19 protein-coding genes and 2 pseudogenes are annotated in these 22,810 nt (G+C 59.0%); 20 read left to right on the top strand and 1 reads right to left on the bottom strand.

The window, feature by feature from the left end:
* Positions 1–12: 12 nt before the first annotated feature.
* The 9 genes and pseudogenes from PQU89_RS11330 (at position 13) to PQU89_RS11365 (ending at position 7,029) form a co-directional block, all read left to right on the top strand.
* Positions 13–795 carry a MetQ/NlpA family ABC transporter substrate-binding protein gene (locus PQU89_RS11330; RefSeq protein ID WP_272765923.1) on the top strand — a complete coding sequence of 261 codons (783 nt, stop codon included), beginning with the start codon at positions 13–15 and terminating at the stop codon, positions 793–795.
* 35 nt (positions 796–830) lie between these two features.
* Positions 831–983, top strand: coding sequence for a hypothetical protein (locus PQU89_RS11335; protein ID WP_272765924.1), 153 nt, complete (start codon positions 831–833; stop codon positions 981–983).
* Between the two features lie 48 nt (positions 984–1,031).
* A pseudogene (locus tag PQU89_RS11340) lies at positions 1,032–1,763 on the top strand (methionine ABC transporter ATP-binding protein); the annotation flags it as partial.
* 57 nt (positions 1,764–1,820) lie between these two features.
* Positions 1,821–2,042, top strand: a complete 222-nt coding sequence (locus tag PQU89_RS17200; protein WP_441373051.1) for an NIL domain-containing protein — start codon at positions 1,821–1,823, stop codon at positions 2,040–2,042.
* Positions 2,042–2,719 (top strand): methionine ABC transporter permease, encoded by a 678-nt coding sequence (locus PQU89_RS11345; RefSeq protein ID WP_272765926.1) that lies wholly within the window; start codon positions 2,042–2,044, stop codon positions 2,717–2,719. Before PQU89_RS17200 ends, PQU89_RS11345 begins: the two co-directional genes overlap by 1 nt.
* Before the next feature lie 114 nt (positions 2,720–2,833).
* Positions 2,834–3,625 carry a MetQ/NlpA family ABC transporter substrate-binding protein gene (locus tag PQU89_RS11350; protein ID WP_272765927.1) on the top strand — a complete coding sequence of 264 codons (792 nt, stop codon included), beginning with the start codon at positions 2,834–2,836 and terminating at the stop codon, positions 3,623–3,625.
* Positions 3,626–3,948: 323 nt separating this feature from the next.
* On the top strand, positions 3,949–5,388 hold the full coding sequence (locus PQU89_RS11355; protein WP_272765928.1) for a pyridoxal-phosphate dependent enzyme: 1,440 nt from the start codon (positions 3,949–3,951) through the stop codon (positions 5,386–5,388).
* Between the two features lie 77 nt (positions 5,389–5,465).
* Positions 5,466–6,614 carry a trans-sulfuration enzyme family protein gene (locus PQU89_RS11360; RefSeq protein ID WP_272765929.1) on the top strand — a complete coding sequence of 383 codons (1,149 nt, stop codon included), beginning with the start codon at positions 5,466–5,468 and terminating at the stop codon, positions 6,612–6,614.
* A gap of 172 nt (positions 6,615–6,786) precedes the next feature.
* On the top strand, positions 6,787–7,029 hold the full coding sequence (locus PQU89_RS11365; protein ID WP_272765930.1) for a DUF2325 domain-containing protein: 243 nt from the start codon (positions 6,787–6,789) through the stop codon (positions 7,027–7,029).
* A 54-nt stretch (positions 7,030–7,083) separates the two neighbouring features.
* Here the strand turns inward: PQU89_RS11365 and PQU89_RS11370 are convergent, their stop codons facing one another.
* Positions 7,084–9,888, bottom strand: a complete 2,805-nt coding sequence (locus PQU89_RS11370; RefSeq protein WP_272765931.1) for a sensor domain-containing protein — start codon at positions 9,886–9,888, stop codon at positions 7,084–7,086.
* A 1,097-nt stretch (positions 9,889–10,985) separates the two neighbouring features.
* Between PQU89_RS11370 and PQU89_RS11375 the strand changes: the two genes are divergently transcribed.
* The 11 genes and pseudogenes from PQU89_RS11375 (at position 10,986) to PQU89_RS11420 (ending at position 22,574) form a co-directional block, all read left to right on the top strand.
* Positions 10,986–11,585, top strand: a complete 600-nt coding sequence (locus PQU89_RS11375; RefSeq protein WP_272765932.1) for a DUF5710 domain-containing protein — start codon at positions 10,986–10,988, stop codon at positions 11,583–11,585.
* Between the two features lie 115 nt (positions 11,586–11,700).
* A pseudogene (locus tag PQU89_RS11380) lies at positions 11,701–11,838 on the top strand (transposase); the annotation flags it as partial.
* Between the two features lie 147 nt (positions 11,839–11,985).
* Complete coding sequence (locus PQU89_RS11385; protein ID WP_272765933.1) at positions 11,986–12,870, top strand: hypothetical protein; 885 nt, start codon at positions 11,986–11,988, stop codon at positions 12,868–12,870.
* 197 nt (positions 12,871–13,067) lie between these two features.
* Positions 13,068–13,631, top strand: coding sequence for a hypothetical protein (locus PQU89_RS11390; protein ID WP_272765934.1), 564 nt, complete (start codon positions 13,068–13,070; stop codon positions 13,629–13,631).
* Between the two features lie 396 nt (positions 13,632–14,027).
* Positions 14,028–14,336, top strand: coding sequence for a 4-fold beta flower protein (locus tag PQU89_RS17165; RefSeq protein WP_373322808.1), 309 nt, complete (start codon positions 14,028–14,030; stop codon positions 14,334–14,336).
* 153 nt (positions 14,337–14,489) lie between these two features.
* Positions 14,490–15,218, top strand: coding sequence for a hypothetical protein (locus PQU89_RS11395; RefSeq protein WP_272765935.1), 729 nt, complete (start codon positions 14,490–14,492; stop codon positions 15,216–15,218).
* A gap of 85 nt (positions 15,219–15,303) precedes the next feature.
* A complete protein-coding gene (locus PQU89_RS11400) occupies positions 15,304–15,525 on the top strand; it encodes a hypothetical protein (RefSeq protein ID WP_272765936.1) in 222 nt (73 codons plus the stop codon).
* 997 nt (positions 15,526–16,522) lie between these two features.
* A complete protein-coding gene (locus tag PQU89_RS11405) occupies positions 16,523–18,238 on the top strand; it encodes an SIR2 family protein (protein ID WP_272765937.1) in 1,716 nt (571 codons plus the stop codon).
* The gene (locus PQU89_RS11410) at positions 18,235–18,810 is read left to right on the top strand and encodes a hypothetical protein (protein WP_272765938.1); all 576 of its coding nucleotides are present in this window, start codon (positions 18,235–18,237) and stop codon (positions 18,808–18,810) included. Before PQU89_RS11405 ends, PQU89_RS11410 begins: the two co-directional genes overlap by 4 nt.
* Positions 18,807–21,236 carry an AAA family ATPase gene (locus PQU89_RS11415; protein WP_272765939.1) on the top strand — a complete coding sequence of 810 codons (2,430 nt, stop codon included), beginning with the start codon at positions 18,807–18,809 and terminating at the stop codon, positions 21,234–21,236. Before PQU89_RS11410 ends, PQU89_RS11415 begins: the two co-directional genes overlap by 4 nt.
* Positions 21,237–21,608: 372 nt before the next feature.
* The gene (locus PQU89_RS11420) at positions 21,609–22,574 is read left to right on the top strand and encodes a hypothetical protein (RefSeq protein WP_272765940.1); all 966 of its coding nucleotides are present in this window, start codon (positions 21,609–21,611) and stop codon (positions 22,572–22,574) included.
* Positions 22,575–22,810: the final 236 nt, after the last annotated feature.

The following is a 22,810-nucleotide window of genomic DNA, read 5'->3' on the forward strand; positions in this document are numbered from 1 at the left end:
GAAGGAAACACCATGAAACACCGTTCGCTGTTGTCCGCCACCGCCGTGGCGCTGCTGTTTGCCGTGTCGGCCCACGCCGAGGTGCTCACCATCGGTGCCGAGGCGGTGCCGCACGCCGAGATTCTCGACCAGGTCAAGGCCCGGCTGGCCAGGGATGGCGTGGAGCTGAAAGTCCGCGTCTTCACCAACGGCCTGCAGGAAAACTTCGCCGTCGCCAACAAGGAGATCGACGCCAACTACTTCCAGCACCAGCCCTTCCTCGACGGCTTCAACAAGAGCAAGGGCACGGCGCTGGTGACGGTGGCGGCGATCCATGTCGAGCCGTTCGGCGCCTACTCGCGCAAGTACCGCAAGCTGGCCGAGCTGCCGGATGGCGCGGTGGTCGGCATCCCCAATGATCCGTCCAATGCCGCGCGTGCCTTGTTGCTGCTGCAGAAGCAGGGCCTGATCACGCTGAAGGACCCCGGCAATATCCTGGCCACCGCCCGCGACGTGATTGCCAACCCGAAAAAACTGCAGCTGAAGGAGCTGGAGGCGGCAACATTGCCGCGGCTGCTGACGCAGCTGGATCTGGCGCTGATCAATACCAACTACGCGCTGCAGGCCGGGCTGAAGCCGACGCAAGACGCGCTGTTCATCGAGGACAAGCGCTCGCCGTACGCCAACATTCTGGTGTCGCGCGCCGACAACCGGCAAAGCCCGGCGCTGAAGAAACTGGTCGCCGCACTGACCACGCCGGAGGTGCGGCAGTTCATCGAGCAGAAATACCAGGGCGCGGTGGTGCCGGTGTTCTGAGTCGGAGCCGGGCGGGTATCACCCCAGGCGCTGCCGTGTGGCAGCGCCTGTTTTTTTGCCTTGGCTATGCGGCGATGCGTCTGGCCGTCGCGATTTTTGATATCACAAAAAGTAATGAAAAAATCAATTTATATCGTTTTTGGTTTTTAAGTGGGCGCACTACACTGGCCTCCTGCCAGCGCAAATGACGCGGCTGAACACTGAAACACCCACGCCGGGTCCGCGAGAAAGCCACCATGATCCAAGTACGAGGCCTGACCAAACACTACACCCACCACGGCCGCCGCGTTGCCGCCCTTGACCGGGTCAGCCTGCGCATCGGCGAGGGCGCCATCTTCGGCATCATCGGCCGCTCCGGTGCCGGCAAGAGCACGCTGATTCGCTGCCTCAACCTGCTGGAGCGTCCGGACAGCGGCGAGGTGCGCATCGGTGACGACGCGCTGACCGCCTACAGCGAACGCCAGCTGCAACAGCGCCGCCAGCGCATCGGTATGGTGTTCCAGCACTTCAACCTGCTGCGCTCGCGCACGGTTGCGGCCAACGTGCGCTTCCCGCTGGAGCTGGCCGGCGAGCTGGACGCCGCGCAGATGGATGCGCGGGTGGCCGAGCTGCTGGCGCTGGTCGGGCTGCAGGATCACCAGCACAAGCGCCCGGCGCAGCTGTCCGGCGGCCAGAAGCAGCGGGTGGGCATTGCCCGCGCGCTGGCCAACCACCCCGACGTGCTGCTGTGCGACGAGGCGACCTCGGCGCTGGACCCGGAAACCACCGACGCCATCCTGGCGCTGTTGGCCGACATCAACCGCCAGCTGGGGCTGACCATCGTGCTGATTACCCACGACATGCGCGTCATCCGCCAGCTGTGCGACGAGGTGGCGGTGCTCGATCACGGCCGCGTGGTGGAGCAGGGGCGGGTGATCGACGTGTTGCTGCAGCCGCAGCACGCGGTGACGCAGAGCCTGCTGGCGGAGACCGGCTTCGGCCAGGGCGCGCTGCAAGGGCAGTGGCGCGAGCGCATCAGCACGCCGGTGCTGAAGCTGACCTTTGTCGGCGAGCCGGCGCTGCAGCCGGTGCTGGACAAGGTTGGCCGCGAGACCGGCCTGCGCGTCAACCTGCTGTCCGGCACGCTGTCGGAAATCAAGGCCACGCCGTTCGGCCAGCTGCTGGCCGGTGTGGTGGCCAGCGATGTCGCGGTGTCGGCATTGCCGGACATTTTTGCCCGCGAGGGCGTGCGTTGCGAGGTGCTGTGATGGCGGATTTTGACTGGAACCTGTTGCTGAGCGTGGACTGGCCGGAGATCGGCGCCGCCACGCTGGATACGCTGACCATGCTGGGGGCGTCGCTGCTGGCCACGGTGGCGCTGGGGCTGCCGCTGGGCGTGCTGCTGTACGTCACCGCCCCCGGCCAGCTGCGCGCGCGGCCGCGGCTGTACGCGGTGTTGTCCTTCCTGGTGAACGTGCTGCGCTCGCTGCCGTTCGTGATTCTGCTGATCGTGCTGATTCCGCTGACGCTGCTGCTGGTCGGCACCTCTATCGGCGTCGCCGGCGCCATCGTGCCGTTGGTGGTGGGCGCGGTGCCATTCTTCGGCCGGCTGGTGGAAAACGTGCTGCGCGAGGTCGATCGCGGCGTGATCGAGGCCAGCCAGGCCATGGGTGCGCGCCTGCCGCAGATCGTGCTCAAGGTGCTGCTGCCGGAGGCGCTGCCCGGCCTGATCGGCGCGGCGACGGTGACCTCAGTGGCGCTGGTCGGCTACACCGCGATGTCCGGCGTCATCGGCGGCGGCGGGCTGGGCGACCTCGCGGTGCGCTACGGTTACCAGCGCTTCCAGACCGAGGTGATGGTCGTCACCGTGGCGCTGCTGCTGGTGCTGGTACAGCTGCTGCAATCCGCCGGTGACCGCCTGGTGCGCCGTTGCCGCTTTGACTGACGCTTTCTGATTTCTCCGCGGCCCTGGCGCCGCAACCCTTTCCCATGCTGTGCCCCTGCATGCCCTGGCCCGTCCGGCCCGGGCAGGGGAAGACTTACTCTCGAAAAGGAAACCATGATGACTCGCCTGACCAAACTTGCCCTTGCTTTCAGCCTTGCCGGTTTCACCTTTGCCGCCCAGGCGCAGAACGTGAAGCTGACCGTGGCCGCCTCGCCGGTGCCGCACGCCGAGCTGCTGGAGGCACTGAAGCCGACCCTCGCCAAACAGGGCGTGGATCTGGACGTAAAAGTGTTCAACGACTACGTGCTGCCCAACACCCAGGTGCAGGAAAAGCAGCTGGACGCCAACTTCTTCCAGCACATTCCGTATCTGGACAAGTTCAACAAGGACCGCGGCACCAATCTGGTGGTGGCCAGCAAGCCGGTGCACATCGAGCCGTTTGCCGCCTACTCGCTGAAGGTGAAGCGGGTGGCCGAGCTGAAGGACGGCGCCACGGTGGCGATTCCCAATGACCCGACCAACGCCGGCCGCGCCTTGCTGCTGCTGGACCAGGGCGGCGTGATCAAGCTGAAAAACCGCAGCAACATCTACCCGACCACCCGCGACATTGCGGCCAACCCCAAGCATCTGAAGATCAAGGAACTGGAAGCCGCCACCCTGCCGCGGGTGCTGAACCAGGTGGACCTGGCGCTGATCAACGCCAACTACGCGCTGGAAGCCAAGCTCAATCCGAAGAAGGACGGCCTGTTCACCGAGACCACCTCGCCGTACGCCAACCTGCTGGTGGCGCGTCCGGACAACAAGGACAGCGCCGCGGTGAAGAAGCTGGCGGCCGCGCTGAACAGCCCGGAAGCGAAGCGCTTCATTGAAAGCAAGTACCAGGGCGCGGTCGTGCCGGCGTTCTGAGCCGGGACGGCGGCCTGACCCCGTGGCGCCGCGGTTGCCGGCGCCACGGCCAGTGACAAGGAGCAAACATGTCTGCCAACCCGCATCTGCCGTCAGTGCCGCCGTTAGCGGCCGCGGCCCCGCGTGCCGAGCGCACTGCCGACAGCCGGCCCCCTGGTGTGCTGTTGCCCGGCACGCGCCCCTTGCCCGAGCAGGCACGGCGCAGCGCGCTGGCCTACCTGTGCCTGTGTTGAGCGCCACCACCCGCTGTCCCATGCCGACCGCGCCCGTCAATGAGGCACGGCGGTACCACCGAATGCCGGAATGTAATCCAAGGAAATACCATGACTGTCTCTTCCCCGGTGCTGGCCGCCGCCGCACCGTCCGTGGCGCCGCCACGCAGTAGCCTGCCGCCGCGCAGCCGTGGCGTGCTGGAAATGATCGGCAACACCCCGCTGCTGCGGGTGCGCCATCTCGATACCGGCCCCTGCGAGCTGTACCTGAAGCTGGAAAACCAGAACCCGGCCGGCTCGATCAAGGACCGCGTCGCGCTGTCGATGATCGAAGCCGCCGAACACGACGGCAGGCTGGCGCCCGGCGGCACCATCATCGAAGCCACCGCCGGCAATACCGGCCTGGGCCTCGCGCTGGTCGCCTCGCAGAAGGGCTACCGCCTGATCCTGGTGGTGCCGGACAAGATGAGCCGCGAAAAGGTGCTGCACCTGCAGGCGCTAGGCGCGCAGGTGATCCTGACCCGTTCCGATGTCGGCAAGGGCGATCCGGACTACTACCAGGACCGCGCCGCGCGGCTGGCCGCCACCATCCCCGGCGCCTTCTACATCGACCAGTTCAACAACGCCGCCAACCCGCTGGCGCACGAAACCGGCACCGGGCCGGAAATCTGGGCGCAGCTGGACGGCAAGGTGGATGCGGTGGTGGTCGGCGTCGGCTCCAGCGGCACGCTCAGCGGGCTGACGCGTTTTTTTGCGCGGGTGTCGCCGCACACCGAGTTCGTGCTCGCCGATCCGCAAGGCTCCATCCTGGCCGACCACATCGAACACGGCCATCACGGCGTCGCCGGCAGCTGGCTGGTGGAGGGCATCGGCGAGGACTTCATCCCGCCGCTGGCCGACTTCAGCAAGGTTGGCCGCAGCTACCGCGTCAGCGACCGGCAAAGCTTTGACAGCGCGCGCGAGCTGCTGCGCCACGAGGGCATCCTCGGCGGCTCCTCCACTGGCACGCTGCTGGCCGCCGCGCTGCAGTACTGCCGCGCACAGACCACGCCGAAGCGGGTGGTGACCTTCGTCTGCGACAGCGGCAACAAGTACCTGTCCAAGATGTACAACGACTTCTGGCTGTTCGACCAAGGCCTGCACCAGCCGCCGCAGGTGGGCAACATCACCGACCTGATCGCGCGCCGCCACGATCACGGCCACAGCGTGGTGTGCCACCCGGACGAACCGCTGACCGTGGTCTACCAGCGCATGCGGCTGCACGATGTGTCGCAGCTGCCGGTGATCGACGGCGAACGGGTGATCGGCCTGATCGACGAGTGGGACCTACTGATGTCGGTGCACGGCGAGCCGGAGAACTTCCACCAACCGGTGTTCACCGCGATGAGCAGCAATGTCGAGACCATCTCGCCGCGCGCCTCGCTGCAGGACCTGCTGCTGGTGTTCAACAACGGCCATATCGCGGTGGTGATCGAGCGCGAGCGCTACCTGGGCCTGATCACGCAGAGCGACCTGCTCACCTACTGGCGCCAGCGCGTCGGCGCCGCCTGAGGCATTTCCCTTGACCCGCAATGTATGGCGGCCGCTGCCGCCGCGCGTTGCGGCCAACCTTTTTGCAAGGACACAGCATGACGACCGATTTCCACACCCTGTCCGTGACCGCCGGACTGCACGATGACCCGTTCGGCGCGGTGATCCCGCCGATTTACGCCACCTCCACCTACCGCCAGCAGGCGCCGGGCGAGCACAGCGGCTACGAATACTCGCGCAGCCAGAATCCGACGCGCGAGGCGCTGGAGCGCGCCATCGCCGAGCTGGAAGGCGGCGGGCGCGGCTACGCCTTCGGCTCCGGCCTCGCCGCCATCGCCACCGTGCTCGACCTGCTGCCGGCCGGCAGCCACATCGTCGCCATCGACGACCTGTACGGCGGCTCGGTGCGGCTGTTCGACCGCGTGCGCAGCCAGTCGGCCGGGCTGTCCATCAGCTATGTGCCGTCCGACGACCCGGCGGCGCTGGAGGCGGCGATCCAGCCCAATACCCGCATGCTGTGGGTGGAAACGCCGTCCAACCCGCTGAACCGGCTGGCCGATCTGGCGCAGCTGGCCGACATCGCCCGTCGCCACCAGCTGCTGGCGGTGGCCGACAACACCTTTGCCTCGCCGGTGATCCAGCAGCCGCTGGGCTACGGTTTCGACATCGTGCTGCACTCGGCCACCAAGTACCTGAACGGCCACTCCGACGTGATCGCCGGGGTGGCGGTGGTGTCCAAAGACCGGCCGCAGCTGGCCGAGCAACTGGCCTTCCTGCACAACGCCACCGGCGCCATTCTGGACCCGTTTTCCAGCTTCCTGGTGCTGCGCGGCATCCGCACCCTGGCCTTGCGCGTCGAGCAGCACAGCCGCAATGCGCAGGCCATCGCGCAGTGGCTGGAACAGCACCCGCGCGTGACACGGGTGCTGTATCCGGGGCTGAAGAGCCATCCGCAGCACGCGCTGGCGCGACAACAGATGCGCCACTTCGGCGGCATCGTGTCTTTCTATCTCGACGGCGGCGCGGCGGAGGTGAAGGCGGTGCTGGGCAAGAGCCGGCTGTTCACGCTGGCGGAGAGCCTGGGCGGGGTGGAGAGTCTGGTGTGCGTACCGGTGGCGATGACGCACGCCTCTGTGCCGGCCGAACGCCGCGCGCTGCTGGGCATCAGCGACAACCTGATCCGCTTGTCGGTCGGCATCGAGTCGGCCGAGGCGCTGATCGCTGATCTGGCGCAGGCGCTGGCGTAGGCGCTTTGCCGCGCGGACGACACCTCGGTCACGCGCCGGGGTTTTTCATGGCGTTTGCCGCGGCCGGAATATGGACTGCAGCGGCGCGGTGATAAGTTGTGGCGATTTTCTTGGTTCTGCTGCGTCCGGGCGCCGGATAAGGTGGGCGAAACGGTGTGGAGGAGGGCCAGCGATGCGGGCGATGATAATCGGCGGTGACAAGGTGGAAACCACGCGGCGGGCGCTGCAGGCCTCGGGCTATGCGGACGTGCTGCACTGGAGCGGGCGCAAGAGCAGCGACCTGAAGCGGGAGTTTCCGTCCCGCGTGGCGCACATGGTGATCATCCTGGACTACGTCAATCACAATCTGGCGAAACGGATGCGCCTGATTGCACGCGAGCGGCGGATCAGCGTCGCCTATGTTGGCCGCAAGTGACGGGACGACAGCGGGTAACGGGCGGCCGCTTGCACGGCGGCGAGCGGTACGGCATCAGGGCAGCGTGGTCGAGCGCTGCTGCACGCGTTCCAGCAGCAGCTGGGCAAAGGCCTGCGCCGGCACCGGCGGGCTGATGATGAAGCCCTGGATGATGTTGCAGCCGTTGCCGCGCAGGAAGGCCAGCTGTTCCTCCCGCTCGACCCCTTCGGCGATGACGGTCAGCCGCAGGCTGTGGGCCATGGCGATGACGGCCTGGGAAATGGCGATGTCGTCTTCGTCGTGCGGCAGGCCGTCGACGAAGGACTTGTCGAGCTTCAGGCAGTCGATGGGGAACTGCTTGAGGTAGCTGAGCGAGGAGTAGCCGGTGCCGAAGTCGTCGACGTCGATGTGCAGGATGCCCTTGTTACGGATCTGCATCAGCATGTCGACCGCGCATTGCGGATCGTGCATCAGGATGCTCTCGGTCACTTCCAGCTCCAGAAAGCGCGGCTCGACGCCGGTTTCTTCGAGAATGTCGGCAATGGTGGTGGCCAGGTTGCTGCGCTGCAGTTGCCGGCCGGAGAGATTGACGGCGATGACCAGCGGCGGCAGGCCGGGGGTGTCTTGCCAGGTGCGGATCTGGCTGCACACGGTTTTCAGCACCCAGCTGCCGACCTGTTCGATCAGGCCGGTTTCTTCCAGGATCGGAATGAACTCGTCCGGGCAGATCAGCCCGCGGCGCGGGTGCTTCCAGCGCAGCAGCGCCTCGGCACCGGTAATGCTGTTGCTGGCCAGGTCGAGCTTGGGCTGGTAGTAAACGACGAATTCTCCCCGCTCCAGCGCGCGGCGCAGGCCGCTTTCCATTTCCAGACGGTCGGTGGCGAGGGTGTTCATTTCGGTGGTGAAGAAGCGGTAGCCGTTGCCGCCATCCTCCTTGGCCCGGTACATCGCGGTGTCCGCGTACTTGATGAGGTGGCTGCTGTTGTCGCTGTCCGCCGGGTAAATGGTGATGCCGATGCTGGGCGTGACAAAGGTCTCCTGGTGGCCGAGGCGGAACGGCGCTGCGAACACCTCGATGATCTTGCCGGCCACGCTGGCTGCGTCTTCGGCCTTGTTGATCTGCTCCAGAATAATGGTGAATTCGTCGCCACCGAGTCGCGCCACGGTATCTATCTCGCGCACGCACATCAGCAGGCGCGCCGACACCTCGCGCAGCAGCTGGTCGCCCAGGTCGTGGCCCAGCGTGTCGTTGATGGTTTTGAAGCGGTCGAGGTCGATGAACATCAGCGCCACCAACCCCTTGTTTCTTTCCAGACGGGCTAGCGCCTGGTTGAGGCGGTCGTGAAACAGCGCCCGGTTCGGCAGCCGGGTCAGGGTGTCGTAGTGGGCCAGCACTTGCAGCCGCTCTTCTGCTTGTCGCCGCTCGATGGCAATACGGACCAGGTGGGCGGCGACCCACATCAGCTCGCGGTCATGCGGCTGCTGTTTTGACGGGTGGCGGTAGTGCGCCACGATCAGCCCCAGCAGGTGGCCGTCGGTGGAGCGTACGGCCACGGCAAAACAGGCGTGCACGCCGTGGCTGGCCATCAGCCGGCAGTAGTCTGCCCAGATCGGATGGGCGCCGATATCCTCGATCACGCCGCTGTACTCGTCCGCCAGGCCGTGTTTCGGTGCGTTTTCCAGTTGCGTGATCTCGGCGAACACCTGGTCCAGCACGGCTTGCCCGTGGTGGACGATGCCGTCGACCACATTGCTTGGCAGGCTGCGGCCGGAGACGCACTCCAGCTCGGCGCCTTCGTTGTCCTTGCGGAACAGGATGGTGCAGAACATCTCGCCGGACAGCACTTCCACATGGTTGGCCAGCACACCCAGCGCGGCCTGCAAAGGTTGGCCGCAGACCACCATTTCCAGCACTTCATTTTCAATGGCTAGCAGCGCTTCCGCCTGCTTACGGTCGCTGACGTCACGGAAGCTGGTCACCCGTCCTACCACCTGACCATTGACGAACTGGGGTTGCGAGTTCCACTCGAAGTGGCGGCCGTCGCGCAATTCGAGGGTGGTGCCCTGGTTGACGTCGATGTGCTTGGTCAGATCCCGCAGCGTCGCCAGAAAGTCGGTCGGATCGCGCAGCTTGTTGGTCAGCTCGATCAGGGTTTCGTTGTTGTTGGCGTAGATGTCGGCCGCCTGATGCAGCGACCACATATTGCGGAAGCGCTGGTTGGCCACCACCTCCCGGCCGTGGATGTCGGTGACGAAAATGCCGTCGGCGGTGGATTCCAGCGTGGCGGAGAAAATGGACAGTGACTTGGCCAGTTTTTCCTCGGTCACCTTGCGGATGGCGATCTCCTGCAAGGTGCGGCGGAAGACGCGCATCGGCAGGTCACGCAGCGTGATGAAGGTGATGATGCCGAGTATCAGCCCGGGAATGGACATCAACAGGCAGTACAGCAGCAGCGGGCGGATGGAGCGGCTCACCGCCAGTTGCCCGGGGTGCTCGGCGCCCAAGTTCAGGGCGGCGCTGCGGGTCAGCTGCGGCCAGCGCGGCGTCGCATTTTGCCCGGCCAGCAGCTGCTTCCTGTCGTCGGTGATGCGGATGCTGGTGTGGCCCGGCAGCCAGTTCAGGGCGGCCAGCACCGCCGGTGGCGAGTGCAGTGCTTCCCGTGCCTTGCCGGCATGCGCGCGCGGCTGTTTGGCATTGCTGTAGACGCCGACCTGCAGGGCTGACTCCAGGCGCGCCACCTCGCTCTGGTAGCCAACCACGAAAAAGATCAGCGGCACCAGCAGGGTGACCAGCGTGCCGCCGCCCCAGGCCAGACGCGCGATCAGGGTCGGCATCTCCGGCGGGAGGTCCTGCAGCTCGGGAGGGGACTCGGATTTCATGGGTAGGCAGCAAATCCTGTTGTGCACTGTACCGGGTGGCCATCGCGGCAGCCTTGGCTGCCGCCTCCAGCCGGGCTGATCGCCCGCGTCCTCCTAACAATAGGCCATTCCTGAGCGATTATTTGTCATGTTTTTTCCCGCTACCCGGAAAGTCCGCGCTTTATCGCCGGCCGAGTCCGGAGACCGCATCAGCGTTGTGGTATAGGCATGCCGGCGGCGACGGGCGGGCAACCCGCCCTGGCCGCCACAAAGAAAAACCCCAGTCACATCGGTGACTGGGGTTGGCAGATCGGTACGGTTCCGTCTGAGGCTGACTCAGAACGGTTGTGCATACCTTGGCATGTAAATACCAGTGTAACACTATGATTTAAATGAGACTTCTTGAAAAACGTAAAGAAATATGTAAACAAAACCTGCTTTTTGGACGTGTTTGTTTACATAACATGCTGTATGAGCATGTATGGTACCTACTTGAAGGGGTAGGGTGTTGTGTGCCGTGTGGCACAACAAAACTGGTTGATAGGCTGGTGCGTAACCAACAAATGACGCACATAACCAAAGGAAGGCGTGGCGTCACAGGGGGGAATTTGAAAGGCTGAGTAATCCGTCAGCTCGGATGGAAAAATTGTAAGGGGAAGTGCTTACAATTGCAATCCAGATTATAAGTATTTCATTTGTGAATGATGTTGACCTTCCCTACCTGTCGTATCCGCAATTAGGAAACGGGTCTGTCGGTGCTGTCTATGATCTCAGACGAAAGAACGTGTGAATCGTTCACTGATGTTGTGTGGTGCTAAGCATTACTAGAAAGTATTACCGGCTTCCGATCCACTGCTATTGTCGACGATCGGATCCTACGCTCGATCTGTCCACAGGTCGGCTTTAGCCGCTTGGGATGTATCCTGCGCAACGTTAGCAATTAGTCAGCTATCGGCCCATGGCGATAGTCCCAGTCTGAATGACTGCTTTCCTCTGTAGCTTTGGGTCGTTCTCGCTTTGAGAGCAGCCATTGAAGTATCTGATCAGAGGTAATTCAGCATGTCAGGTGTGTCTGAGCCTCCAAAGATCTATGATAACGAAATGAAAAGGAGAGGGTGATGCCGCTATACCTAAACGTATCCTTCTCTGAGAAGGATGAAGCCAAGTCCCTTGGCGCAAGGTGGGATGCGCAAGCAAAGAAGTGGTTTGTACCTGATGGGGTAGAACCAAGTCCTTTTACTAAGTGGCTCCCACAGGTAGCCGTGCAGCAAGTCATGGTTGCACCCGTCTACTTACGAACATCAGTTGAGAGGTGCTGGAAGTGTGGTGAGAACAGTCATGTGTACTGCCTTGGTGCTTCCTCTATTAACGATGTCGAGTATGACGATGATGATGAGCCATACATTTACTCAGTTGATAATGACAACAGTTTGGTCGATCTCTGTGACCTGAATGAAGTGGATCACCGCTTGTTCATTGTCTTGAAGGAGCGGGCTCCTAAATATCGTCCTGATTATTCAAGTACCAAAAATTCCAGATGCTGGATGAATCACTGTGAGTACTGTGATGCGAAGTTGGGGGATTTCTACTTGCATGGAGAGCCGGGAGGTGCTTTTTTCCCGCTTACAGATAATGAATCTACTATCACTGAGATCCTGTTGTTTCAGAGTGGGGAGTTCACTTTTAGCGGCGGATATAGCCTGAAAGGAACTCTATGAGGTTGGTGCCAAAGGAATGAGTTGCCCCTATTTACTTGTTACCTCAATGGTGGCTTGGGCTGCCCCGGCTCCTGTAGGAAATCCTGCTCTATGATTTTAGCATGGGAGGATGTCCATGAGCACACAGCGTTTCACCCCTGAATTCAAAGAAGAAGCCGTCAAGCAGGTCACTGAGCGCGGCTACTCTGTTGCCGAAGTTTCCGCCCGGCTTGGGGTTTCCAGCAATAGCTGGTACAAGTGGGTCAAAGCCGTCACATTCAGAGAAGAAAACTGCTGAACTGATTGAAACTTCGGGCGGTGTGATTAACTTTCAGAAATCTGGCCTGAAGAACTCATTCCCAACAGCACATGTTTGACGCTACTGATAATACATTCATCACTTAGGTACAGGTTCTTAGATATGAAAACTTCTATTTCTGAGAGCAGTCGGAAGATTTTGGCGCAAAAATTTCTTTGTGCGGTTCCTGGTGAGCGTCGAAAACTAAAGTGGGATCTCAAACATGGCTTTCGAATCAGTAGCGACGGTAAGCAGGTTGCCTCCGCATACTTCTCTGATAATGCGCCGGATCACGAAGTTGAGTTTGCTCTGGACTATGCTCACTTAGCGGATACCGATCGTGAGAGGGGGGCACTTGTGAAGTGGCTCCGGTATCAAAAGTGTCTGTTTGGTGGACAAGATCCCAAGGTTCACCAGCGCGGAGATCCGGTCGATTGGTTTCGTATTGGTTTTTCTTCTGTCGGCGATGCTCTGACATTCCTCCAAAGTTTCAAGAATGAGCGGCAGATGCTTAACCCAAGTGTTAGATGGCAGATCCTCGCAGATGCCACCTCCGAGGCGTCGGAGCAAGAGTTACCTACCGTAGTTGAAAAATTGGAGGTTCCAGAGCCTCACACAGCACGTGAAAACAAGATGAGCATGTGGAAGCAGGTGGTGGATCGATTAGTAAGTACTGCTCAGCAGACAACCTCCCAGTCCAACGGACAGGTGGCATACAAGACAATAAAGAACAAGAATAATGCGTTCACGTCACAAGAGGAATTCGCGTTATACGTGCTGGCTCTAATCGAGAAACAAGATGGCTGTTGCGCCATTAGTGGCCTGCCGCTCCGGCCAGATGAGCAATGTGAAGACGTCGAGATGCTTGCGTCTCTGGATCGCATCGATAGCAACGGTCACTATGAGCCTGGTAATCTTCAAGTCGTGTGTCGATTCATCAACCGTTGGAAAGGGGCTGATGAAAACGCACTATTTGTGCGGCTCATAGGCGCTCTCCGAAGTTCCTAAACATTGAGCCATCAGCATGCCTAAAGATTAGTTGGTTAGGCAACCAAATCGTATTGGTGTGGCGGCAGATCGGCCTTAGCTGACGATCGAGCAACTGAGAAAAATGGCTGCTTTCCTATTGGAAGTAGCTGAAATTTATATAGCAAACAAAGGGCGATTCAAGTATATTCCTTAGAAACTCTTCAAGGGACTTATAGATGTCAAGCTGCTACGATGATAGTTTTCTCTGTCAGAATCCGCAATATCCAGATTTTGATAACATCGCAATAAAAGAACTTCGCAACCCACCTTCAGTACATGAAATTATAAATCAAAGTAATTTTTGCACTCACTTGCCAACCAATGCAGACGATATTATTGGTGATATTACACATAAAATGTACCTAAAAGGTCTGAACAATAAAACTGGGCTCTACCACCTCTGGATTGAATTCGAAAATTGTACAGATCATAACGCACACACCATGCTATGCATTTATGTAGGAAAGGGCATGGCAGAGAATAGAATCAATATTCACATTAAAGAAAAACTTCTCAATAATAATGTTTCAATTTATGCGAGCTTCTATGAGTGCAGCAATCGTATATCTAAGTATCTAGAACAGCTTTTCCTGGATACTTATAGCTTTATACTTAATAAAAATGAAAATAGTGGCGACAAGAAACTTTTCGCAGTATGGGGTGAAGAGCGGTATATTTTAGGAACTGAGATTAATGCTGTCAGCAGTCTGTGCCGTATCCAAAACTTTGACGACCTGTAGATGTTCTAGCATGGCTCGAATTTTTACAAGATAAACAATGTAAATAACTATTTTGTTTTACTCCCCCATTTTTTTCTTGTGCTCTATTGCAAATGTAGAAAATGCAATTCTTGACTGTAATAGAGCAGTAGCTGGTGGCTTGGCGTGCTGTGATGAATTTAATCTACCGAAGCAGATTTCGGTTTGCGATTTTATAAGAAACTTATTCTAGTATGCGCTGTAAAGCACTCGTAGCTGAGAGGAAATTCTCAGGCGAAATAGCTATCAGTACATCACAGAAAAAACCAAGGGCGGTCGAGAAATAGAAAGATGTTGAACCCCCAGGCAAACCAAATATGTACCTGCACAGGTGTATATTTCACGTTAGGCTCTAGTGCAGCCTACCAACCCAAGGAGATGAAATTGGATCACTTATGGACATGGAGCGGAAAGTATTTTGGCTACATGGATGGGGATCGGCTGTGGACGCGCGATGGTCGTAATGTAGGCCGACTTCAGAACGGAAAAATATATGCGTCAAATGGCGACTACATCGGAGAAGTCAGAAACGACAACCGACTTATCACACATAGCTCGAAGCAAGGCCACAGAGGCAGTTCCTTTACGCCCTACGGAAAAAGAATCGGGATAGTTCCATTCGTGGACTACGTTGGCTATGTCATGTATGCCGGGTACGAAGACTTTCCAGGGCCTTCCGAGATTTAAATTCAGTCAAATCATGTTCGCTTTTCGCAGCAGCCTAATTGGTCGTTCAACGCGGACGCCACTACAGGCCATGGCCTGTAGCGGTACCCTCCGCACTTCGCGCTGCGGTGCCGGTTAACTTGGGCGTTATACGTACGATTTTCTGTAGAGACCATGATGAGTTGGAAAGAATTTTTACTTGAGGCATTTCGAATATATCGGGGCACGCTTGCTTCCAAGGTTGTCTTGGCGATCATCGCGCTGGCTGCGTCTCTGCTTGGGGCATCACCATGGTGGAGCAGTATTCTGGTTCCCATCATCGAAAAGTACCTGGACATTAAGGTTTCGGACCCGTCTGTGCCAATTGGGTTGGGGCTAATCGCGCTAGCCGTATTGCTAACGTTGATCGAGATGTATAGGCTTTATCGCCTTGAAGCTATGAAGGTTCAAAGCAACTCCTTCAATGAGGAAACTCGACAAATTCAGAGTGATGAGGCTTTCTTTCGTCTTAGGTCAGAGTCAGAGAAAAGCGCTTTGAGCATTCTTCGCCGATTAATTGATATGCACCTCAGTATTTATGAAACAGACCAGATTCTTGCGCCGATTGGTAAGCAGGTCAGGTACGGGGACGAAGAAGCAGTCTTTCGATACATCGACGCCATAGTTGTCGGGCAAGTGCCACACAAAGCCAAGCTAGACTTCTTCAGTTTGCTTGGTGACGCTACCGGTCACCCCCTAGCCTATAAATTTGTCCTCGTATACGAAGGGCTGGCAAAAGAAGCCGCGAGCAAATCGAAGACGCATCTCGTATATGGAACACCCCTTTATCAGGCCTTTTCCAACATCACCCATGACAAGATGCAAACAATTCGAACGCAAGCATCTTGGGAGGAGTACGTATAGCCATTCGTTCCAGCCGACCGCCTTCGGCGGCAGCTGGACTCAAACGCTAGACCCACATAGCAAGTAGCAGTTTCATGGAGAGTGAATGACAGAGGGCATATGCGAAAACCAGGTCATCACCCAGCAGACGCTGGTCACGCAGAACCTTTTCACAGGTGTTTCAATTGGCACCTTCCAGGAGGACTTCCAGCTATGCAAAGCAGACTTTCTTCGTCTTAAAAGCGAAGGCTCACCCATGGCCACATGGTCGCTAATCATTCTTTTCGCGTCTATTGGCTACGGCATGAGCATCTTGCCTAATGGATAAGCATCTGGTCAGCATGTGATTCGTGAGTGGCTGAATATTCGCACGGACTCCTCCACTAGCGCTCACCACAAAACCGCCATAGATTCGCGCTTGAAAAGCGCCATCATTTCGCATTCCAAATCCGCCATGCCGCCGCTTGGAAAAACCGCCAGTGCACTTATCCCATCTATTTAGCAGAATATGTGAATCCCGGAGAGTCAGGCCGCCAGAGCGGTCGCATCTGATCAGTTCCAGGCCCTTGTGCTGATGGCAGCCAATCTTGATCAGCAAGTGGGGCGTATCTGGATTTTGGCCAGAGTCGTCTGAACTGTCCCGGCTCCTATCGTATTTCTGCTCAATTACTGGTGGAGTTCGTGCGAATAGTCAGCTGCGGATTTCAGCGCTGCTGACCACTTGTGCCGGCGCACTCTTTCCGTTTCGTGGATGCTGCGCTGGTGGTGACCGCTTTCGGTTGATATGCTGTCAGCAAGGTGGATGACTTGCTGTGTCGCACTTCGGCCAGGTGCAGTCCGTCAATTAGGGCGAGCAGATGCCTGCTTCAGGCTGGTTGCTGCCATTCGTCTCTGGCCTCGCTGATAGCCGCAACCGCACCATTGCCGCTGGTTATGTTTCGCCAAAGCTGCCCGTCGCTCGGCCTTACCTCATTCGAGTCTCTCGACTACCAAGAAGCCATTACGTGGTTGCTTTGAGTGTCTTTTATTCCACGGACGACTAACTGGTTGACCAGTTCGCGAAACGCGGGCTGAGGATCAGGAAGCAGTGCTGCGGGGGCGATGTCAAGGAAGCGTCGGCGCCCATCTTTTCCGAGTGGTCACGACGTCAATCTACCCCCTATCAGGAGCGCATGACCTGGCCGAACAGAACGCGATCTCGTTTGGCCAGGGCAATCGGCCTCGTTCGCCGACAGGATGGCGGCAAATGATCCTTCCCGCGTTACGCGCACGTGAAGTATCATTCGATGACTCCGTAATAAAATGAAAACTGGGAGAGGCCACGCATGGCCGCGTCTGACATCAGCGTACGTGATACGCTCAATCTGCTTGATGGCTCGTTCGATCCCTTCGCTGCCGGCGTGTCAAACGGGCTTTACGCATTCTGGTTGGGGTCTGGGATTTCATTCGGACGCGCGCCGAGTCTGCGGATCCTCGTCGGCAAAGTTGTCGAGTTCGTACGCTCGCGCATTAACCATGCGGATCCCAACTGCAAGTTCACCCGCACCTTGCAAGAGATTCTCAACTTGGCCAGCGCCTCAGCGGACGAACGTGCGCGCTCGAAGTTCGATGAGCCCTTTGCCAGTTGGCCGGATCAGGATGCCATCGCTTGGCGCTTGGTCAATAACTATTCCAAGCTGCTCGGCCTCACTGTCGAAGGCGAGGACATGGACTATCTCTTGTGGAGCGTCATCGACGTTGGCGCGACGTTCGCTGATCCCGCCATGCTCCCCGACGTGGAGCACCTCTGCCTCGCGGCCTTGAGTCTGGAGGGCGCTGTGCCTGAGATGCTCTCCGCCAATTGGGACCCGCTGGTCGAAAGGGCTGTGGACACCCTGACAGGCGGCAATGTCGCGCTGAGCCCGACGGTTGTCGCACGTCCCGCCGATCTTCAACTGCCCCGCAATAAGACCCGCCTCATCAAGTTCCACGGCTGTGCTGTGAAAGCTCAAGGTGACCCGGGCCAGTACCGCCAATGGTTGGTGGCGTCCAACGATCAGGTCGCCGCCTTCTGCACGCAGGCGAACAACCAGGGGCTGGTCACTGCATTGACGCACATCGTTGGGAGCAAGCGCACGCTGATGCTTGGCCTTTCAGCTCAGGACTCCAATATCCAGGGAGTCTTCAACAAGGCGGCTAACGAGTTGACGTGGCAGCTTGGCGATCCTCCCCCGAGCTATGTGTTCTCGGAGCAAGAACTGGGCATGGACCAGCGATCGCTCCTGAAAAATGTCTACCGCGACCAAATCACGCCAGCCAACCTGACGGCGGTCTTTGAGGCAGCGCGCATCCAGGCATACGCAAAGCAGTTGCTCACCGCGCTGCTGCTGGATGTGTGGTCGAGAAAGTTGCAGGCGTTGATCCTTCTCGCTCCAGGTCCGCTTCTGCTTGCGGAGCGTCAACATCTGTGCGCCGGCATCGTGTCGCTTCGCAACCACCTGGCAGATGTGGCGGAGCCGGAGATCGACTTCATCGATGCGCTCCTCGATCGGTTTGGACGCGCCTGTAAGTTGCTGCGTGACGGCCAAATCGAACTCCCCAATGTCAGGTTTGAGCCGATTACGAATGATGTCGTGACGGCCCTCCCGGGCAATCTTGCCTTGGGGGCCCTCGGGTTACGCGAGGCGGCCGTTGCACTTGGCCTAGTGGGAATGGGCTTGAGCCGCGATGACTGGACAGTGGAAGCCGAGGCTTTGGACAGGGAATCGGGGGTGCTGGCAGTCACCGGAAAAGGTGCAGCAGCGGCTCGCACCAAGGTGTACCTGACGGCCAGCGCGGCAGGCGCCGCGCTGCTTCGCAGCGAGGGCCACCTAGTAGAAACAGAAGGCCCCCTCTTGATCCAGTCTCAGAAGCTGGCGGTGCCAATGACTCGATCCCCAAGGGGGGCAGCAGGGCGAACCGGATTGCCGAAGGTGCGCGAGGTCAGCATATCGACCCTGCTGCAAACCTCCACCACCGCTGACGAGCTGTATGAAGCATTCCGACAGGAGCTTGCGCTATGACTGATTCAACGCCAGTGGGCCGTGTCACGGTGGCGCTTGAGAACGCTGGGTATCAGCGGCTTGCCAGTGGGCTCCAAGTCGGCGAACTGAAGTTCCAGTTTCCGGCCGCGTTCGTGAAGGCGAAGAGCTCGGCCGAACTGATCCTCGTCGCTGACATTGCAAGCGAGAGCGAGGCGCAGCTGACCCGCAAGGTCGACGGCGTGGCGCGCGCGCTGGACATCGCTGCCTCCACACGCTCGCTCACCCTAGTGGTCACCGGACCCCGTCCCAGTGCTGCCGCTCTGGAATCACTGGGACGGGTCTGCCGGGTCCTTCCTACCGGCAACATCACCGGGGACGATGGCGACGAAGTCCTCAAGAACTGGCTGGCTGTGCTGTTGCCCCTGTCGTTGCCCGAGCCTGAGTCCGTGTCGAGCAACTCCTTGGCCCGCATCTACGCCGCCGCACAAAACCTGGACGAGAACACCAGGAAGCTGATCGATGTTGCGTCTCTAGGGGAGCGCGCCGTCAGCAAGGAGCTGTACTCGATCATCGACGCCGCTGCCGTCCAGGCCAAGGAGAAGAACATATGACACCGCGCATCACGTCACTCACGGCTACCGACTTCCGCAGTCTTCGAGGGACCGTAACGGTCCCTATGGACAGCCCTGTCGTGCTGATCCATGGCCGCAATGGCGCTGGCAAGACCAGCTTGTTGACGGCGATGGAACTTGGCCTGACCGGCAACCTGGCATCGCTATCTCGGTTGGACCCGCGGTTTCAGGAGCATCTAGTTCATAAGGAGGCGATGTCCAAGAAGGGCTCGGTGTCGATCGGCGTCCACGGGCTTGGTGTCGAGTTTCCTACAGGGCATTTCGATATCCATGGCCACAAGTTCACTGGCAAAGCAGCGCTCGATCCCGTCCTGACAAGGCACTTTTCGGAGCGCTGCTACCTGGCGCAATCCACACTGACGAGGCTGCTGGAGTTCTACGAGGACAAATCGGCGAATGGCACAGCACTGACGCGATTCGTCAAGGAGCTGCTCGGGCTGGATGCGCTTGACGCCCTTATCGACGGCTTGTACGACGCCGGCGATGTTCGCCGGCTTCGCGGTCATGCCGTGAGTTTCTGGGACATGCGCGAGCAACTCCCAAGTTTGGATGACGAATTGAGCCGCCTGGCCAAAGAGCTCACTTCCGCCGAGGGGCAGGCAACGCAGCTCATACAGTCGGCACGGGAGCGACTCATCCCGCACTGGCCAGAAGTTGCCAGTCTCTCGGCGCTGGCGATGCTTGACCTGTTGAAGGAGCAGTCACAAGAGCCGGAGCTGCAACGCTTCACGCAGCTCCGGCGGGAGCTCAACGACACGGTTGCGCAGAGCCAGAGGGGGGTATCCGCCATGGCAGCCGACCAGCGCGTTGCCATCGAAACGGCCGCCGGCGCCGCAGACGTGGTACTACGGGCTTGGCTGGGTACCAGCGGCCAGCGTATGACGGAGCTGTTCGACAAGCTCGGTGATTACTTCTCTGATCTGCCGTCCCCCATTCAGAACCGCCCTGAGTACGCTCGCGCCTATGCCCATCGGGTCGTGTCCAATGAGGTGGCGCGATGCCAGCAGATTCAAGTCAAGGATCAAACAGCGCAGAAGCAGATATCGACGCTTCAGACTGACCGGCAAGGCCTCGCCACACGGCTGGAAGAGATCGACAAGCAGATCGTGCAGCATTCGGGCGAGGCCGGCCAGCTTGCGCAGGCGCTGTCCGCCCTGGTGCCGCATGTGCACACCGAAGAATGTCCGGTCTGTAGTCGGGACTTCGGTGAGGTTTCGTCTTCGCCGCTGCTGGGTCATCTCACGGCTCGGATTGCTTCCCTGACTCAGTCTGCGGGCCTTCTCTCAGCGTTGTCGCGGGAGCGGGCGAACACCGTGAGCGCCGTCGCGGCCCGCGATCGAGAGATCGGTGTCGCTCAGGCGCAAGTGCTCACGGCCGAAGCGAGAACGGAATACGGGCAAAGGCTTGCAACCCTTGAGCAGGCCTTGCACGATTTGAAGTCCCTGGAAGCGGAAGCTAAGGCTGGCGAAACCCTGTTCGGGCAAGCTGCCAACGCCGCGCAAGCTCTGACATCAGCTCGCGCCGGCGATCAGCAATCAGCAGCCATTCGAGACGCTGCTGGTCGGTATGCCACGGTGCTCTCCATGGATCCCATTGGTGCCAACGAGCCTTTGCAAGCGGCACTGCAGCGGTTCCTGGCTGAAGTATCTGCGCGGTTGGAGCGGCTGACTTCGAAAGAGTCGGCGCGCCGCGATGGCGAGGCGGCGTTGAGGGAACTACTGCTGAAGCAGCAGCACATTGAAGCCATCAAGGAGCGGCAGCTGGAGCGCCGAACTGCTCGTCGAGGCCTGCACGCGGCAAAGGAAGCGGGGGAGCGAACGATGGAACAGGCGCGCGAGCTTCTCAAGCTCGCTCAGGCCGAGCGTTCCCGTGTTGTGGGCCAGGTGTTCAACGATTCCTTGAATGCGGCATGGCGAGACCTCTTCGTCCGCATGGCACCGGATGAGCCTTTCATCCCCGCCTTCGCTTTGCCCCAGGCGACGAGGGGCGGCGTCGAAGCGAAGCTAGAGACCCACTACCGAGATGGCAGTAAAGGCGGCAATCCAAGGGCCATGCTCAGCGCCGGGAATCTCAACACGGCCGCGCTGACGCTGTTCCTCGCGCTCCACCTGTCCGTGAAGCCGCAGCTGCCGTGGCTGATCATTGACGACCCGGTGCAAAGCATGGACGAAGTTCACATTTCGCAGTTCGCTGCGCTGTTGCGGACACTCTCCAAGCAGCATGGACGCCAAGTGATCATTGCTGTTCACGAAAAACCCCTCTTCGACTACCTTTGCCTGGAGCTAAGCCCAGCCTTCGAAGGGGACCGATTGATCACAGTAGAGCTGGGGCGTTCGGCCAACGGAGACTCGGTAGCAAACACTCAGGTCAGAGACTGGAAGCAGGACCTGGCGATCGCAGCTTAGCCACCTTTGCTCGCTATAGACTTTCCGATGTCTGCAACGGCCGCGTGACTATGTCGATGTCTTGACATACGATGCGGCCATCTCGCCTTGGCTGTCGAACAACCGGTCTCAGGCAGTTTCGCGAGGGACTGTTCCTGGCCGAGTGCTGCCGCGCTATCACCGCAACCCGACTGACCGCAATCGCAACGTAGCGGTCGTTCATGGGTTGCCTCTTGCCCGACCGCTTTGGCCGACGACCGGCCATATCTGCACCGGGGAGACTGCTGATCGGCCAAAGCTGTCCTTCGCATGCGAAATGAAAAACGGCAGCTTACCGATAGGTAAGCTGCCTGATCATGCCGCTCATGGAAGCTCGGGAAAGATCATTCTGTTTTGATTCTTGCCTTGCATCTCCAGGCGCCTCATCATTTTGCATTCGTTGGCAGAGCCGAAATCACCCATACAATCTTCGAAAAAATTATGTCCCTCACTGGTATCCTTAGTTCGCCGTCGCAGCGACGAAGCTTTTTGCTCTTATCCGCATTGTTGTTGGTGTGTGGCATAGCTGGCATCCTCTCGATTGCTCTCTATGCGCCAAACACTCCCGTCTGGAATGCTGTGAACAGTTTCTTCATTTCGGTCGTTGCAGGCGGTGTCTTTGCGCTTGCCTCTGGACTGTACCTTCTCTATTTCTTTGATGATCCAAACGACATAGCCGCGTCCTCCATTTTACTACCGCAAGACATTGGTCAGACGTTAGAAGACATTGCAAAGAATGCGCCTGACTATAAGATCTTTGTAAGGACAGGTAGGCATTTTCGGGCAGAAATTCTTCCGATCCTAGCGAAGCAAGCTCGCCAAAACCGGCGCCGGGTTAGAATAGAAGTCGTCTTACTCGATTTGCGCGACGAAGCTATCTGCGGAAAATATGCAATCTATCGAAAAATATCGTCGTTTGACGGTAAGTCTTGGTCCGCGCGATACGTCCAGAAAGAAGTGCTAGCTACCATTCTCACAGTCATCGCCGCTTCGCGGGAAAACTCTGGATTGCTAGACATCCGCTTGTTCCTAAGCAGGCGACTGTCAACGTTCCGAATCGAGGGCTCATCCGACGAAATTCTTGTTACTCGCGAGGATCCGAAGGACACTGCTTCCCGCTATCTGCGGAGTCATCGCGACTTCCCCGCCTTCGTTAACGAGTTTGATTGGGTACGCGATGAGGCACACGAGGTTGCCCTAGAGGGTGATGATGAACTGCCTGCAAGGCTTAACGTAATGCTTGACGAGAATGTCATTATCAAAAGCCTGATGGAGGAAGCTGTGCAGGCCATGAAATCCGAATCGCCGTATGCTCGCTAACCTTGATGTCACACTCGAATGGAGTCGCGTTCGAACAGAGCCGCTACCGGCCCTTCAATCTGCCGTGAAGGCATGGCTAATGAGGGAAAGACCAACTTGTCTGAGGCATCCCCACGGTTTCTACGTCGTGTTTCTCGGACGTACCGAGACTGAGGAATGGCGCTTGCATTTCTGGCCTAAAGGACCACGAATCGTAACCGGGATGCCCGCCTTTATCCACACGCATAATTGCCACA

Origin of the sequence: Vogesella indigofera (genome assembly GCF_028548395.1) — a bacterium.
In the GTDB taxonomy this organism is placed as follows: domain Bacteria; phylum Pseudomonadota; class Gammaproteobacteria; order Burkholderiales; family Chromobacteriaceae; genus Vogesella; species Vogesella indigofera_A.